Below are 15,098 nucleotides of genomic sequence, written 5' to 3' on the forward strand. Positions count from 1 at the left end.
ATCCGGCACGCACTACCCTGGACCCGTCACCGGGGCCGTAGGCAGCCCCGCCACCGCTCCCTGGGGGAACGCGCCACATGCTCCGGTATCTGCCCTTCCTACTGGTTCTGGCGCTGTGGATCTACGCCTTCATCGACTGCCTCAACACCCCCGAGCAGGAGGTCAAGCACCTCCCCAAGGTGGTCTGGGTCATCATCGTGCTGCTCTTCGGCGAGGTCCTGATAGGCCCGATCGCGTGGCTCGTCGCGGGCAAGGGACGCGGGGTGTCCGCCGACGGCAGCACACCGTCCGAATGGCACCGCAACCGCCGCACCGAGTTTGTGGCGCCGGACGACAACCCGGAGTTCCTGAAGTCCCTCAAGGACGAGGCTGTGCCTTCAGAAGATGCGAAGGACGAGGCGCTCCTCAAGGACTGGGAGGCGGACCTGCGCCGCCGCGAGGAGGAGCTCAAGCGCCGTGAGAACGGCGACGATCCCCAGCAGCCCTGATGTGGAACTGCGAGCCCTGACATGGAACTGCGCCTGCTGGTCACCTTCGAGAAGGTCGCCACTGTCCTCAGCTTCACTCAGGCGGCGGCCGAACTGAGCTACGCCCAGTCCAGCGTCACCAGCCAGATCCGCTCGCTGGAGACCTCTTTGGGCACGGAGCTCTTCGACCGGCTCGGCAGCCGTATCCGGCTCACCGAGGCGGGCGAGCGGCTGCTGCCCTACGCCCGCCGGATCATCGAGCTATCCGAGGAGGCCAGGGACGCCGTCGCCGGCGCCGACGAACCCGCCGGGGCGATCAACGTCGGCACCATGGAGTCGCTGACCTCCTACCGGCTGCCCGCCCTGCTCGAACTGTTCCACCACCGCTATCCTCGGGTGAGGCTGTCGCTGCGCCCGACGCTGGGGGACGAGACCCGCCAGGCGCTGCGCCAGGGCGTGTACGACATCGGCTTTCTGATGGAACGGGAGACCGAGCACGCGGGCCTGGAGAGCGAGGTGCTCACCGCCGAACCACTCGTCCTCGTCTGCGCGCCGAACCACCCGCTCGCCGACGCGACCGGGCTCGCGACCATCGATCTCGCGGACATCCAGCTGGTGGGTACGGAGCCGGGCTGCCCGTACCGCGACCTCTTCGAAAAGGAGCTACGCGAACGCAACGGCGCTCCCCCGCCCTTCATGGAGTTCGGCACGATCGAGGCGACCAAGCGGGGTGTGGCCGGCGGCCTCGGGGTCGCGCTGCTGCCACGCATGGCGGTGCGCGAGGAGCTGGCGTCGGGGACGCTCCTCGCGCTGCCGTGGGAGCCGCCGTTCCAGCTCTACACGCAGGTGGCATGGCGGGAGGGGAAGCGGCTGCCGCGCCATGTGCGGCTGTTCATCGACGAGACGATGCGGCTGGTACGGGAGCAGGAGTCGGCCGGCCGGTCCGAGGAGCCGAACCGGTAACCGTGCGGGCCGGCTTGGCGAGGCTGACCTTCAGGCTGGCGAGCACGATCAGCGGGACGCCGAGCGCCTGGACGAGGCCGATGTGGTGCCCGTACACCGCCCAGTCGGCGACCATCGCGACGGCCGGGTAGGTGAAGGCGAGCACGGCGATCTTCGCGGTGGGCAGCTGCTGGTACGCGGCGTACATCAGGACGTACATCAGGCCGGTGTGGATGAGACCGAGGCCGATCAGCCAGCCCCAGTCGGCGCCGGTCCCGCTCATGGCGCCGAAGTCGGCGAGGGGCAGCAGCAGCGGGATGCCGACGAGGACCTGGACGAGTGCTATCAGGTGCGGGCGTACCCCCGTGATGCGCTTGGTGACGAGGGTCGACAGGCCGTAGAGGAGCGCGGCGGCGAGCGCCTGGCCGATGCCGAGCAGATAGGTGCTGTCGCCGCCCGTGAAGTCGCCCGGCGTGACACCGGAGACGAGGATCAGCCCCGCGAAGGCGAGGACGATCCAGCCGGCCTTCGCCGCGGTGAGGCGCTCACGGAAGAGCAGGGCGCCCAGCAGCACCACGTAGAAGGGCTGCGTGTGGTAGACGACGGTCGCCACGGAGATCGACGTGTTCTCGTACGACTCGAAGAGCAACACCCAGTTGAAGACGATGAACAGCCCACCGAGCGCGGCCAGTCCGAGCTTCTTCGGGGTGAGGCCGTGGTCACGGAAGTAGCCGCGGGCCAGTGCGTAGCCCCCAAGGGCGAGCGCGCCGAACAGTACGCGAAAGAAGACGACGTTGAAGGCGGAGGCGCCGGACTCGACGACGAAGATTCCGAGGGTGCCGGACAGGACCATGGCCGCGGTCAGTTGCAGGGTGCCCTTGCTCTCTGTGTTCATGACCACGACGCTACGAGTGGGGGCCGGACCCGTTCCACCAGCCAGTGGGGCGTCCTGCCGATGGGCCGATCGGCGCCGCCGATGACGTAGCTTCGGAAGGTGAGCGTCATGGAGTACGCGCAGTACACGGCATGGCTGCGGACAGCCGTCGAGGAGGCCAGGACCGGCCTCTCGGAAGGCGGGATCCCGATCGGGGCCGCGCTGTACGGCCCGGACGGGAGCCTGCTGGGGCGCGGCCACAACCGGCGGGTGCAGGACGGCGATCCGTCGATGCACGCGGAAACGGCGGCCTTCCGGGCTGCCGGGCGGCAGCGCTCGTACCGGGGCACGACCATGGTGACGACGCTCTCGCCCTGCTGGTACTGCAGCGGCCTGGTCCGGCAGTTCGGGATCTCCCGGGTGGTGATCGGCGAGGCGGCGACCTTCCACGGCGGGCACGACTGGCTGGCGGAAGGTGGCGTGGAGATCGTGCTGCTGGACGACGCCGAGTGCAGGACCCTGATGGAGGACTTCATCAAGGACCATCCCGACCTGTGGAGTGAGGACATCGGTGACTGAACCCAGGATTCCCACCATCGACCTGCGCCCCTGGTCCTCTGGGAACCCGGCCGCCCGCGCCGCCGTCGCGGCACGGGTCGACAAGGCCCTGCGGAGCGCCGGATTCCTCCTGGTCACGGGCCATGGAGTCGATCCGGGACTGCGCGCACGGATCCGGGGGGCGGCGGGGGAGTTCTTCCGGCTGCCCGAGGCTGCGAAGGAGCAGTACGCCGTGCGGGTCGGCGGACGCGGCTGGCTGGGCCCGGGCGCGGAGGCCAATGCCTATGCGGAAGGCACCGAGACTCCCCCGGATCTGAAGGAGTCGCTGTCCTTCGCGGCGGACGAGCCGACCGGCGCCCCGGCGGTGGACGCCGAGTGGTTCCTGCCCAACACCTGGCCGGACGAGGTGCCCCGGCTCAAGGACCTGGTCGAGACGTATGTCGCGCAGATGCGGGAACTGTCGGACCGGCTCCTGGAACTCCTCGGCGTCGCGCTGGGCGAGCCGGGGACCTTTTTCACCCAGCACACCGGGCACCCCACCTGGGGCTTCAACATCAACTGGTACCCGGGCCGGGACCGGCTCGGGGATCCGCAGCCGGGCCAGTTCCGCATCGGCCCGCACACCGACTTCGGCACGGTCACGGTCCTGGACCGGCAGGTCGGCAGGGGCGGGCTCCAGGTCTTCACCGACGAGGGCGGGTGGGAGGACGCGCCGTACGACCCCGAGGCATTCACCGTCAACATCGGCGATCTGATGGCCCGCTGGACGGGCGACCGCTGGCGCTCGGGCCGCCACCGGGTCCTGCCGCCGCCCGCGGACGCGCCCGCGGAGGAGCTGATCTCGCTGGTCTACTTCTACGAGTGCGACCCGGGCACGGACGTCCTGGGCATCGACTCGCACACCTATCTGCGGTCTCAGCTCGACGCGATCACGGCCGGCTGACGTATTCCTCGCGCAACTCCTGCCGACGCTCTGGTGTCCAGGTCGACCAGTCCGTCACCGGCCGCCCGTCCAGGGCGTCCGCGAGCAGCTCGAAGTGCTGGTGCCAGTCGGCCAGACGGTCGAGACGGTGCTCGTCCGTACCCCGGAACTCATGGGTGAACCGGAGCACGGTGACGCTCTCGCCCCCCGCCTCCAGATGAAAGCGGATCCGGCCGTGAAAAGGGTCCAAGGTGTACTCGACGACCCGCTCCATGTCCCAGGCGGTGACGCTGCCCACGGCCACCGGCGCGTCCTCGGTGGTGAGCCGTCTCAGCCTGACGGCCCCGCCGATCCTCGGTTCGAGTACTTCCGCGGCGGCGAGCCAGGTGGGCAGCCCCTCAGGCGTGGCAACGGCGGCCCAGACCCGCACCACCGGATGCGGCAGCCGGAGCCCGAAGTGCAGCAGCTGAATGCTGCCGTCCCGGGTCTCGCTGGTGCCGTGGCGGATCGCTCCCATGGCACCAGCCTCACGCCCGGGCGGCCGGGCCGCTACCTCAGACCCCGGCGTAGGAGTGCTTGCCCGTGACGAAGATGTTCACGCCGTAGTAGTTGAAGAGCCAGCAGCCGAAGGCGATGAGTGCCAGGGTGGCCGCCTTGCGGCCCTTCCAGCCGGCGGTGGCGCGTGCGTGCAGGTAGCAGGCGTACGCGACCCACGTGATGAAGGACCAGACCTCCTTGGGGTCCCAGCCCCAGTAGCGGCCCCAGGCGTCGCCCGCCCAGATCGCGCCCGCGATGATCGTGAAGGTCCACAGCGGGAAGACCGCGGCGTTGACGCGGTAGGAGAACTTGTCGAGCGAGGCGGCCGAGGGCAGGCGTTCCAGGACCGAGGCGGCGAAGGAGCCGGGCCTCACGCCGCGGGCCAGCTTGTTCTCGTAGCTGTCGCGGAACAGGTAGAGCAGCGTGCCGACCGCGCCCAGGTAGAAGACCGCGCCGCAGAGGATCGCGGTGGAGACATGGATCCACAGCCAGTACGAGTGCAGGGCCGGGACCAGCTGGTCGCTGTCGGTGTAGAGCCAGGTGGTGGCGATGCCGAGGTCGAGGAGGACCGTGGTGACCAGCAGCAGGCCCATCCAGCGGACGTTCTTCCTCGCCAGCAGGAAGCCGAGGTACGCGCCGACCGCCACCGTGGAGAAGGTGAGGGAGAACTCGTACATGTTGCCCCAGGGGGCCCGCTGCACCGACATCGCGCGCGCGACGACGCCACCCGCCTCGATGAGGAAGGCCAGGACCGTCAGCGAGACGGCGATCCGTCCGTACAGGTCACCCCTCTCGGTGCCGCCGGCCGCGCCGGGACCGTCCGGGACGTCGCGGGTGCCGGTCGCGGAGCGGGTGATGACCTTGGGCGTGTCCAGTACGGCGGTGCCCCCGGCCTGCTTGACCCGGACCGTGACCGAAGGGGCGGCGGCGGACCCTGCGCCGGTGAGCGCGGCGGCCGTGCGGCCGACCTTGCTTCGGCTGCCGAAGACCCATTCCGCGATGTGCGCGAAAAAGGCCAGCGTGTAGACGGCCATCGACGAATAGACCAGCACATTGCTGATGTGCGCGAAATTCTCGTTGGTTGCGGCGGCGAGAGTCACTTCTCAGCCCCTTCGGCAGGTACGTCTGAGGAATCGGGCGCCGTCGGCGCCTCGGCGTTGAGGGTCAGGGCCAGATCGCCCAGCTCTTCGGGAAGCTTCGGGGACTCACTGCGGCCGAGTCCCGCCATTTCGACGACGGTGATGCCGTCCTCACCGGTCACGGCCCGCACCCAGACCCGGCGGCGCTGGATGAACAGCGAGCCGACGAGGCCCACGATGGCCGCGACGGCACCGGTCAGCGCCCAGCCCGAGGCAGGCTGCCGCGAGATCTGGAAGGTCGCCCACTCCCTCACTTCCTTCTCGAAGGTGATGGAGCCGGCGCCGCCGGGGAGCGTCATCTTCTCGCCGGGCAGCAGCCGCGCCTTGAGGATCTCGCCCTTGGCGTCCTTGAACTGGGTCAGCTTGGAGGTGTCGAGCTGGTACACGTTCTGCGGCAGGCCCGCGTCCACGCCCAGGCTTCCGTGGTAGGCGGTCAGCGCGATCACCGGGAACTCGAGACCCGGGAACTGCGAGAACATCGTGCCCTTGCCGGCGCCGCCGAACGTCGGCACGAAGAAGGCCTGGAAGCCCAGCTGGTCCTTCTTGCCGTTCTTGTCGCGGTAGCCGTCCATCACCTTGATCGCACCGGTCGAGGTGACGTTGTTGTCGATCGGCAGCAGCGGGACGGCGCCGTTGAAGACGACCTTGCCCCGGCCGTCCCGGACGGTGACGACGGGGGCGTACCCGTGCCCGTTGAGATAGACCTTGGTGCCGTCGACCACCAGGGGCTCGTTGACGCGGATCACGGACTTCTTGTCCGGGCCGCCGCCCTTGGAGTACGTGACGCCGGCCTCGTAGGTGCGCGGTGTGCCGCGCTGCGGCCCGGTCTTCTCGTACGCACCCGTGAAGCTGTCCAGCTTGAAGGTGAACGGCACGAGGTCGTCCGTGCTGAACAGCGAGCCGGACTTGAAGTCGTCGTACTGGGTGAGCGTGTTGGAGAAACCGTCGCCCTCGACGATCAGCTTGCCGCCCTCGGACTTGAAGAGCTGGCCCGCGGCGAAGGCCACCAGCATCACGATCAGCGCGATATGGAAGATCAGGTTGCCGGCCTCGCGCAGATAGCCCTTCTCCGCGGCGACCGCGTCACCGACGGTGTGGGCACGGAAGCGGCGCTTCTTCAGTATCGCGAGCGCGGCCTCACGCACCTGCTCGGGCTCGGCCCGCGTGCGCCAGGTCGTGTACGCGGGCAGCCTGGTCAGCCGTCCGGGCGCGCCCGGCGGCCGGCCGCGGAGCTGCCCGACGAACTGCCAGGAGCGCGGCACGATGCAGCCGATGAGCGAGACGAACAGCAGGATGTAGATCGCCGAGAACCACACGGAGCTGTAGACGTCGAAGAACTGCAGCTTCTGGTAGACCGGCGAGACCGTCTTGTGGGCTTGCTTGAAGGTCTGCACCTTCAGCTCGTCCACGCTGTTCTGCGGGATCAGCGAGCCCGGGATCGCGCCGAGCGAGAGCAGGAAGAGAAGGATCAGCGCGACCCGCATGGACGTCAGCTGCCGCCAGAACCAGCGGGCCCAGCCGACGACCGAGAGGGAGGGCCCGCCGATGAGCTCCTCGCGGGGAGCGGTGGACAGCTGGGCACCGGCCGCGCCGAGGTCCTTGCCTTCCGTGGCGTCGCCGCCGTCCCGCTGCTCTTCGGTCTCCGTCTTGCTCATGGAACTCAGATCCCCACCGTGAAGCCGTTGGCCCAGCCCTGCATGTCCTGCACCAGGCTGTCCCAGACGCCGGTCAGCAGCAGCAGACCGGTCGCGATCATCATGATGCCGCCGATCCGCATCACCCAGGCGTAATGGCGCTTGACCCAGCCGAACGCGCCGAGCGCCTTGCGGAACGCCACCGCCGCGAGGACGAAGGGCACCCCGAGACCGATGCAGTACGCGACGGTCAGTATGGCCCCCCGGCCCGCGCTCGCCTGCTCGGCGGCAAGGGCGTTCACGGACGCGAGGGTCGGACCGATGCACGGCGTCCAGCCGACCCCGAAGAGCGCGCCGAGCAGCGGGGCGCCGACGAGCCCGGTCACCGGGCGCTTGTGGATACGGAATTCGCGCTGGGTGAGCCAGGGCATCAGCCCCATGAAGAACACGCCCAGCAGGATCATCAGCACGCCGAGAACCTTGGAGAGCGTCTCCCTCTCGCCCTGCAGGGTCGCGCCGAAGTAGCCGAAGAGCGCGCCGCCGGACACGAAGACGGCGGTGAAGCCGAGGACGAAGAGGGAGGCTCCCGCGACCATCCGGCCGCGCTTGGCATCGGCGAGATCGGTGCCGCTGACTCCCGTGACGTACGAGAGATAACCGGGGACGAGCGGCAGTACACAGGGAGAGAAGAAGGAGACGAGTCCGCCGAGGACCGCGATCGGCAGCGCGAGCATCAGCGCACCGCTGAAGACCGTCTCGTTCATGCCCGTGGAGGCGGCGAGAACCTGCACGATCACTTCTCCGCGATCAGCGGATCGATGATCTTGTGGAGTCCGTCACTGTCGAGGGCCATGAGCGAGCGCGCCGCGATCTTTCCCTCTCGGTCGAGCACGATCGTGGAGGGAATCGACTGCGGATTGAGGCTGCCCTTGGGGAAGCCATTGACGATCAGCTTGCTCATCGGGTCGTACAGGCTCGGATAGCCGAGCGCGAAATCCTTCTCGAAGGCGAGAGCCGGTCCCTTGTTGGGGTCGCGTGTGTTGAGCCCGACGAACTCCACACCCTTCGCCTTGGTCTCCTTGGAGACCTTGGCGAAATGCGGGGCCTCGGCGCGGCAGGGCGCGCACCAGGAGCCCCAGACGTTCAGTACGACGACCTTGCCCTTGAGGTCGGCGACGTCGAGCTGCTTGCCGTCGAGGGTCTCGCCCGCGAGCTGGTGGGGCGTGGCGCGCTTGCCCTTGGCGACGGTGGAGATGCCGCCGGTGCCAGTGACGAAGTTGGTGTCGCCGCCACCGCCGGACTTGCCGTTGGTGTCACCGCTGCATGCCGACAGGGTGAGTGCGCCGACAGCGACCACGGCGGTCAGCAGGGCGGCGCGGGGGGCACGGCTAAGGCTCATGTGAAAAGTTTCGCATGGCGGTTCCGGGGATCATTCCGCGCCCCCCTGGGTGCCCGTAAAGCCCCTTGTCAGGCCGCCTTGAAGAAAGTGTTCCAGCCGCCGGCCGGGGACTGACCGACTTCGAGCGTACGGAGCTTGGCGAGCACCTGCGGGTCCTGCACATCGAGCCAGTCGCAGAACTGCCGGAAGGAGACCAGCCGTACGTCCTTCTTGCCGGTCATGCCCTTGAGCGCCTCTTCTACGGCGTCCATGTAGATGCCGCCGTTCCACCGCTCGAAGTGGTTGCCTATGTAGAAGGGCGCGCGGTTGCTCTCGTAGGCCCGGTTGAATCCGGCGAGGTACGCCTCGGTGGCCTGCTTCTTCCACCCGGGATAGCGCTCGGGCATGCCCTTGGTCGAATTGTTCGACTGATTGGCGAGGATGTTGTAGTCCATCGAGAGCACCTCGAAGGAGTGCCCGGGGAACGGAATCTGCTGGAGCGGCAGATCCCACAGGCCCTGACGCTTCTCGGGCCACATCTGGCGGCCGCCGGGCGAGCTCGCGTCGTAGCGCCAGCCGAGCTTCTTCGCGGTGGGCAGCAGCTTGTCCTGGCCGAGCAGGCAGGGGGTGCGGGCGCCGACGAGTTCCTTGCGGTAGTCGAAGGGCAGCGGATCCATGTCCTTCCAGCCCGTGTTCGTACGCCACTCGGTGACGAACTTCACAGCCTGGTCTATCTCGTTCTGCCAGTCGGCGGGCGACCAGTTGCCGACCGATCCCGAACCACCGCAGAAATGCCCGTTGAAATGCGTGCCTATCTCATGGCCGTCGAGCCACGCCTGGCGTACGTACTTCAGCGTCTCCTTGATGTGACCGTCGGAGAGATAGCCGATGTCGGATGCGCCGATGCCATTGTTCGGCGGACGGTAGATCGTCTTCTTCGACTCGGGGAGCAGATAGAGCCCGGAGAGGAAGAAGGTCATCGCCGCGTCATGATTCCTGGCGAGTTCGAGGAAACGCGGGAAGAGGCCGTTGCCGACCTCGCCCGCACCGTCCCAGGAAAAGATCACGAACTGCGGCGGTGTCTGGCCCGGTTCGAGCCGGACAGGCTTGGGCGGCTGGTTCGGCTGCTTGCCAGTGTCGGACGTCGAGCCGTCACCTATGAGCCGGCCCTGACTCTTGGAGGGGGATGGCTTGCCGCCCTTGCCGTCCCCGCCAGGTCCGGCACGTCCCCCTTTGTCCTGATTGAAGGAGCCGCAGCCGGCGATTCCGATCGCGGCTGCGGCTCCAAGTCCCGCCCCCAGCACGCCCCTTCGACTGATGTCGCGCATGTCGTCCCCCATCCACGCCCTCCCGGTCGGAGAGAGCACATCCAAACCGGCAATGGTCTAGATGGACTTCCGGAGAGGGGGGTTCCGGGGACTACTGCCTCTTTGGGTAAAGGTTTGTGAAGAACTGCGCTCCACTCACGCGCCGAATGCCTTGGCCTTGCCCTTCACAGGTTTTGCACCGGCGAGAAGATGAGCCGGAACAAGATCACGGGCGGGCTCGCTGTAACCGACGGAGACAATCCGGTCTCCTTGGTACGTGAATGTGGTCAACGACGCGAGCGTGCACTGCCGGCGGCGCGGGTCGTGCCACAGACGGCGCCGCTCCACAAAGCTGCGAACGATCCAGATCGGCAGCTGATGACTGACACACACGGCCTCGTGCCCACGGGCCGCGTCCCGCGCCGCGTCGAGGGCGCCCATCATCCGTACGACCTGATCGACGTACGGCTCGCCCCACGACGGGCGGAACGGGTTGGTCAGATGCTTCCAGTTGGACGGCTTGCGCAGCGCGCCGTCGCCGACGCCGAAGGTCTTGCCCTCGAAGACATTGCCCGCCTCGATCAGCCGCTCGTCGGTGTCGAGGGTGAGGCTGTGGCCCTTGGCGACGGGCGCCGCGGTCTCCTGGGCGCGCTCCAGCGGGGAGGCGACGACATGAGTGATGTCGCGGTCCGCGAGATGCTCGGCGACCCGGTCGGCCATCTGCCGGCCGAGCTCGGAGAGGTGGTACCCGGCGCGGCGGCCGTAGAGCACACCGTCGGGGTTCTCGACCTCGCCGTGGCGCACCAGGTGGACGACGGTGATGTCCTTCTCCGCGCTGATGTCCTTCTCCGCGCTCATGCAGACACCTCCGTCGCCTCGGCCGCGGCACGGGCGGCAGCGGGCAGCGCGGCGGCGATCCGCTCTATCGCCCGCTCGTCGTGGGCCGTGGAGACGAACCAGGACTCGAAGGCGGACGGCGGCAGATAGACACCCTGGGAGAGCATCGAGTGGAAGAAGGCGGTGAAGCGGAAGGACTCCTGCTTCTTGGCGTCCTCGTAGTTCCTGACGTCCGAGCCGGTGAAGAAGACGGAGAACATGTTGCTTGCCGTCTGCAGCCGGTGGGCCACGCCCTCCTTGGACAGCGCATCGGTCACCAGCGACCGGATCTCCGCCGAGACGGCGTTGATCTTCTCGTACGCGGCGTTGTCGAGCAGCCGGAGCTGCGCGAGCCCGGCGGCGGTGGCCACCGGGTTACCGGAGAGGGTGCCCGCCTGGTAGACCGGGCCGGCCGGGGCGAGATGCGCCATGACGTCCTGCCGCCCGCCGAAGGCCGCGGCGGGGAAACCGCCGCCCATGACCTTGCCGAAGGTCATCAGGTCGGGCGTGACGCCGTCCACGCCGTACCAGCCGGCCCTGGACGTACGGAAGCCGGTCATGACCTCGTCGGAGATGTACAGAGCGCCGTTCTCGGAGCAGGCCGCCTTGAGGCCCTCGTTGAAGCCCGGCTGCGGCGGGACCACGCCCATGTTGCCCGGCGACGCCTCGGTGATCACACACGCGATCTCGCCCGGGTGCGCCTGGAAGGCCTCGCGCACCGCCTGAAGGTCGTTGTAGGGCAGCACGATGGTGTCGCCCGCCTGCGCGCCCGTGACGCCGGGGGTGTCGGGCAGCCCGAAGGTCGCCACGCCCGAGCCCGCGGCGGCGAGCAGCGCGTCCACATGGCCGTGGTAGCAGCCGGCGAACTTCACGACCTTGGCCCGGCCGGTGAAGCCGCGGGCCAGCCGGATCGCGGACATCGTCGCTTCCGTACCGCTGGAAACGAGCCGTACCTGCTCGACCGGCTCGATGCGGGCCACGATCTCCTCGGCGAGGGCGACCTCACCCTCGCCGGGCGTGCCGAAGGAGGTTCCGCGGGCCACGGCGGACTGCACCGCCTCGATGACGGCCGGGTGCGAGTGCCCAAGGATCATCGGCCCCCAGGAGCAGACGAGGTCGACGTATTCGCGCCCGTCGGCATCGGTGAGGTACGGACCCGTACCGGACACCATGAACCGGGGCGTACCACCCACGGCTCGGAAGGCCCGGACGGGAGAGTTGACGCCGCCGGGCGTCACGAGGGACGCGCGGTCGAAAAGCGACTGCGAAACTGGGGCTTCGTATGAATACGCCACTTTGGTCCTGATCTGCGATTCGGGTGTTCGGTGGTGCCGGGGGACGGATCTCGGCCACCGGTGAGCAGGGAGCGCGGTCTCCTCGTATTACGAAACGGCGTCACCACGCTCGCGTCTGCGAAACTGGGGCGACATAGGGAAGGCTCACGGAATCCATGGTGTCAGAGCCCCTGACGTTCTTGCCGACGGGTGTTTCGCGGCACGTTCGTGGGGGAGGTCACTGTCACGATGATCGGGTTGCGCGGCGGGGGCTGCGAGTGGTCGGGTGGAGATATGCATCGCGGTGGCGGACTGGGCGAGGGGACCGACGACCTGGGTCCTGAGCCTGCCCGGCGGGGAAAACACCGGCGAGGCGAATCTGGCGCGGACGAGCCCTTGGGAAGCAGGAGCGGCCGAGTGGGGGTGACCTACAAGTACTTCGGCGCGCCTGACGGTGCCACGGCCGCACGAGTGCCGATCTCGATGCGCCCGGAGGAGCTGGGCGGCGACGAGCTCGGCATGGGCGGAATGTTTGCCAAGATCAAGCCGGAGACCATAGCCGCGATGGTGCTGACCGGCATCCAGGGCATGCCTCTCAACAAGGTCCCGCCGCTGGAGCTGGTGGTGCTCCACCCCGACTATGCGGTGGTCAAGCTTCCGATGACGGTGGTCGACCCCCTGCGCGGCATCGGCGAGGAGTCGGTGGGCGCGGCGGCCTTCATATGGTCGACGGTCCCGGACCGGGGCGGTCCGCGCGACGCGTTCAACGTGTACCAACTGCTGCACGAGTGGCAGGACTTCTCGGTACGTCTCCATGAGGCGGGGCACCAGCCGTACTGCCTGGTGTGGCCCTGAGGTTTTCTTTCCGGATCGTGTCCGGATCGTGCAGTCCGGATCAGGAGTCCGGATCGGCACTTCGGATCGGGCAGGTCTCAACCCTCCAGGACATGACCGGCTGCGGGCTTGTCCGTCACATGTCCTGCCCTGACGAGTGCCGGCCTCGCACGTCCTGCCCTTGAATGTCCTGGCGTCCTGGGTTCACAAGTCGTGCCCTACGGCCGCCAGTGCGGATCGCGGCCGGTCAGGGCAAGCACCCGCTCGAGCGCGGACGCGTCCTCCCCCACCTCGACGGGCTCGCCGTACACGCCGCCCTTGCGGGCCATCGGTGCCAGCTCCGCGAGCGTCGGCCCGATCTCGTCGACCACGGCCGGGTCGGGGGTGAAGTCCTGTCCGGTGGCACGGGCCAGGTCCCAGGCGTGCAGGGTCAGATCGCCCAGCGCCATGCCGGCGACGGTCCTGGCCGGGAAGCCCATGCTCCCGGTGGTGCCCTCCTCGGCCCCGGGTGCCGCCCACGCCGCGACGAGCGCGTCGGCCTCGTCGGCGAACCGGGACCGCCAGTCGCCCTCCATGCAGTGCGGCTCGGCGCCGAAGTCGGATTTCTCCTTCGCGGCCAGTTTCTGGAAGTTGATCAGGACCTGGATGAGGTGATTCGTGAGGTCGCGTACGTCGTACTCGGTGCAGGGCGTCGGATCGGACAGCCGGTCGTCGGTGATACCGCGCACCACCGGCACCGCGCGCTTCGCCGCCGCGTCGAACAGCTCACTGATGGGTTTCGTCATGCCTCGACGGTAGGAGCGGCAGAGCCCCTGCGTATTGAACAAACGCGACATAGGATCCGCGTCATGGCAGGTCCGCGCCGCGACACCAGGGGAATCGTCGAAGCCCGCGAGCTCTTCGCACGGGTCGAGTTCCGCCGCCGCGAGCCCGCGCCGGAGCTGCGTCCGTATCTCGAGCACTACTGGCTCATCGACTGGGAGCTGGCGGAGCCCTACGCCTCCCATCTGGTGCCCCATCCGTCCGTGAACGTGGTCTTCCAGCGGTATGGCGACGAGCCGCCGTGGGGGGAGGTCGCGGGCATTGGACTTGGGCTGTTCACACAGAAGCTTGAGGGGCGGGGGCGCGTGTGCGGGGTGCAGTTCCGCCCCGGCGGTTTCCGGCCGTTCTCGCCCGCGCGGCCGGTGTCCGACTGGACGGGGCATCGCGTGCCGGTCGCGGACGTCCTCGCGGGCGCGGGGCCGGACACGGCGGGCGCGATCCTCGGGCCGGAGGCGCAGGACGAGCGCGTCGCCGCGCTGGACGCCTTCCTGCTGGGGCTGGAGCCCGCGGCGGACCCGCAGGCGCTGCGTGCGATGGAGCTGGTCGATCTGGTGCGCGGGGACCGTACGATCCGGCGGGTGGCCCAGCTGGCGGAGGCGGAGGGTGTGTCGGCGCGTTCGCTGCAGCGGCTCTTCTCGGCGTACGTCGGGGTCGGCCCCAAGTGGGTCATTTTGCGCTACCGCATCCATGAGGCCCTGGAGCGGGCGGAGGATGCCGAGGCCGCGGCCCCGGCGGACGGGGACGGCGCGGGCGCGGACGGCGGCGGGCTGGACTGGGCGGCGCTCGCCGCCGAGCTCGGCTACAGCGATCAGGCCCATCTCGTACGGGACTTCACCGCCACGGTGGGCGTACCGCCGACCGCGTACGCCCGCCAGGCGCCCCCTAGTCGTCAGTAACTCTCGGTGACACCGACGGCACCCGTTCCGTGGCCGGCCGCGTACCGCAGCACCCGCAGCGGCCCGTCCAGCAGCGTGCGCGCGTCGAAGCCGGGCTCGTCGCTCATGGCCGACATCCAGGCGTCGATGCGGCCGATGACCTCGGCACGGCGGGGCCCGGTGACGGCGAGCACGGACTCGGCGTGCGGCAGGACGGCCCGTACCTCGGCGGCGGTCAGCAGGAAGTCGCCGAACCAGCCGGGGAGCCGGGCCACGGCCTGCGCCCCCAGCCCGTAACAGAGGGCAACGGCCGGATCGCCCTTGCGCGCGGCGGCGGCGAAGGCGGCCTCCCCTTCCGCGTCCCGCAGCAGATCCATGGCCGCCTCCTTCATCGCGGCGACGGCCGGCGCGCTGGGCCCGCCACTGCGCGCGAAGGCGGCGAAGCGGTGGGCTTCGGGCGTGGGCGCCGGCGTGAAGTACGGTTCGCGGTCACCGCCGCCGAGCCACCACGCCAGATCCTCGGCGTATCCCGGGGGCGTGGTCCACTCCCCCTCCAGGTGCGCGAAACGCCCGGGCAGGGCCGCGACGTCGGCATCGGGGACGGCGCCGATCGCCCACACCCGGGTGAAGCTCATCCTCAGGACTCCCGGCTGTCAGAC

Annotated in this window: 17 protein-coding genes; 6 read left to right on the forward strand and 11 right to left on the reverse strand. The window is 69.0% G+C overall.

Features of this window, described 5'->3' with window-relative positions; genetic code table 11:
- Positions 1 to 77 precede the first annotated feature (77 nt).
- Both FBY35_RS15240 and FBY35_RS15245 read left to right on the forward strand, forming a co-directional pair.
- Positions 78 to 488 (forward strand): PLD nuclease N-terminal domain-containing protein, encoded by a 411-nt coding sequence (locus tag FBY35_RS15240; RefSeq protein WP_142214311.1) that lies wholly within the window; start codon positions 78 to 80, stop codon positions 486 to 488.
- A gap of 21 nt (positions 489 to 509) precedes the next feature.
- Positions 510 to 1,430 (forward strand): LysR family transcriptional regulator, encoded by a 921-nt coding sequence (locus FBY35_RS15245; RefSeq protein ID WP_142214312.1) that lies wholly within the window; start codon positions 510 to 512, stop codon positions 1,428 to 1,430.
- Here the strand turns inward: FBY35_RS15245 and FBY35_RS15250 are convergent.
- Complete coding sequence (locus FBY35_RS15250) at positions 1,360 to 2,304, reverse strand: DMT family transporter (RefSeq protein WP_142214313.1); 945 nt, start codon at positions 2,302 to 2,304, stop codon at positions 1,360 to 1,362. The two genes, FBY35_RS15245 and FBY35_RS15250, sit on opposite strands and share 71 nt — an antisense overlap.
- Positions 2,305 to 2,412: 108 nt before the next feature.
- Between FBY35_RS15250 and FBY35_RS15255 the strand changes: the two genes are divergently transcribed.
- Both FBY35_RS15255 and FBY35_RS15260 read left to right on the forward strand, forming a co-directional pair.
- The gene (locus tag FBY35_RS15255; protein WP_186356940.1) at positions 2,413 to 2,862 is read left to right on the forward strand and encodes a nucleoside deaminase; all 450 of its coding nucleotides are present in this window, start codon (positions 2,413 to 2,415) and stop codon (positions 2,860 to 2,862) included.
- Positions 2,855 to 3,784 (forward strand): isopenicillin N synthase family oxygenase, encoded by a 930-nt coding sequence (locus FBY35_RS15260; protein ID WP_186356941.1) that lies wholly within the window; start codon positions 2,855 to 2,857, stop codon positions 3,782 to 3,784. Before FBY35_RS15255 ends, FBY35_RS15260 begins: the two co-directional genes overlap by 8 nt.
- Here the strand turns inward: FBY35_RS15260 and FBY35_RS15265 are convergent.
- The 8 genes from FBY35_RS15265 to hemL all read right to left on the reverse strand — a co-directional run bounded on the left by FBY35_RS15265 (position 3,771) and on the right by hemL (position 11,929).
- On the reverse strand, positions 3,771 to 4,280 hold the full coding sequence (locus FBY35_RS15265; protein ID WP_142214316.1) for an SRPBCC domain-containing protein: 510 nt from the start codon (positions 4,278 to 4,280) through the stop codon (positions 3,771 to 3,773). The genes FBY35_RS15260 and FBY35_RS15265 overlap by 14 nt on opposite strands.
- Before the next feature lie 37 nt (positions 4,281 to 4,317).
- Entirely contained in the window at positions 4,318 to 5,400 is a 1,083-nt protein-coding gene (gene ccsB, locus FBY35_RS15270; protein ID WP_142214317.1) for a c-type cytochrome biogenesis protein CcsB, read from the reverse strand.
- Positions 5,397 to 7,094 (reverse strand): cytochrome c biogenesis protein ResB, encoded by a 1,698-nt coding sequence (locus FBY35_RS15275; RefSeq protein ID WP_142214318.1) that lies wholly within the window; start codon positions 7,092 to 7,094, stop codon positions 5,397 to 5,399. The genes ccsB and FBY35_RS15275 overlap by 4 nt, the downstream gene beginning before the upstream one ends.
- Before the next feature lie 5 nt (positions 7,095 to 7,099).
- Positions 7,100 to 7,837 carry a cytochrome c biogenesis CcdA family protein gene (locus tag FBY35_RS15280; protein ID WP_142215087.1) on the reverse strand — a complete coding sequence of 246 codons (738 nt, stop codon included), beginning with the start codon at positions 7,835 to 7,837 and terminating at the stop codon, positions 7,100 to 7,102.
- 29 nt (positions 7,838 to 7,866) lie between these two features.
- Complete coding sequence (locus FBY35_RS15285) at positions 7,867 to 8,472, reverse strand: TlpA disulfide reductase family protein (RefSeq protein WP_142214319.1); 606 nt, start codon at positions 8,470 to 8,472, stop codon at positions 7,867 to 7,869.
- 68 nt (positions 8,473 to 8,540) lie between these two features.
- Positions 8,541 to 9,779, reverse strand: coding sequence for a hypothetical protein (locus FBY35_RS15290; protein WP_142215088.1), 1,239 nt, complete (start codon positions 9,777 to 9,779; stop codon positions 8,541 to 8,543).
- A 135-nt stretch (positions 9,780 to 9,914) separates the two neighbouring features.
- On the reverse strand, positions 9,915 to 10,616 hold the full coding sequence (locus FBY35_RS15295; protein WP_142214320.1) for a histidine phosphatase family protein: 702 nt from the start codon (positions 10,614 to 10,616) through the stop codon (positions 9,915 to 9,917).
- The gene (hemL, locus tag FBY35_RS15300; RefSeq protein ID WP_142214321.1) at positions 10,613 to 11,929 is read right to left on the reverse strand and encodes a glutamate-1-semialdehyde 2,1-aminomutase; all 1,317 of its coding nucleotides are present in this window, start codon (positions 11,927 to 11,929) and stop codon (positions 10,613 to 10,615) included. Before hemL ends, FBY35_RS15295 begins: the two co-directional genes overlap by 4 nt.
- A 273-nt stretch (positions 11,930 to 12,202) precedes the next feature.
- Here hemL and FBY35_RS15305 point away from each other — a divergent pair, with 273 nt between their 5' ends.
- Entirely contained in the window at positions 12,203 to 12,763 is a 561-nt protein-coding gene (locus tag FBY35_RS15305; protein WP_186356942.1) for a hypothetical protein, read from the forward strand.
- 197 nt (positions 12,764 to 12,960) lie between these two features.
- Here the strand turns inward: FBY35_RS15305 and FBY35_RS15310 are convergent, their stop codons facing one another.
- The gene (locus FBY35_RS15310) at positions 12,961 to 13,527 is read right to left on the reverse strand and encodes a TIGR03086 family metal-binding protein (protein ID WP_142214323.1); all 567 of its coding nucleotides are present in this window, start codon (positions 13,525 to 13,527) and stop codon (positions 12,961 to 12,963) included.
- A 63-nt stretch (positions 13,528 to 13,590) separates the two neighbouring features.
- On the opposite strand from FBY35_RS15310, the gene FBY35_RS15315 reads away from it, so the two are divergent.
- Positions 13,591 to 14,460, forward strand: a complete 870-nt coding sequence (locus FBY35_RS15315; protein WP_142214324.1) for a helix-turn-helix domain-containing protein — start codon at positions 13,591 to 13,593, stop codon at positions 14,458 to 14,460.
- Here FBY35_RS15315 and FBY35_RS15320 read toward each other — a convergent pair.
- Positions 14,454 to 15,074, reverse strand: coding sequence for a hypothetical protein (locus FBY35_RS15320; RefSeq protein WP_142214325.1), 621 nt, complete (start codon positions 15,072 to 15,074; stop codon positions 14,454 to 14,456). The genes FBY35_RS15315 and FBY35_RS15320 overlap by 7 nt on opposite strands.
- Positions 15,075 to 15,098 lie beyond the last annotated feature (24 nt).

It is taken from the genome of Streptomyces sp. SLBN-118 (assembly GCF_006715635.1).
In the GTDB taxonomy this organism is placed as follows: Bacteria; Actinomycetota; Actinomycetes; order Streptomycetales; family Streptomycetaceae; genus Streptomyces.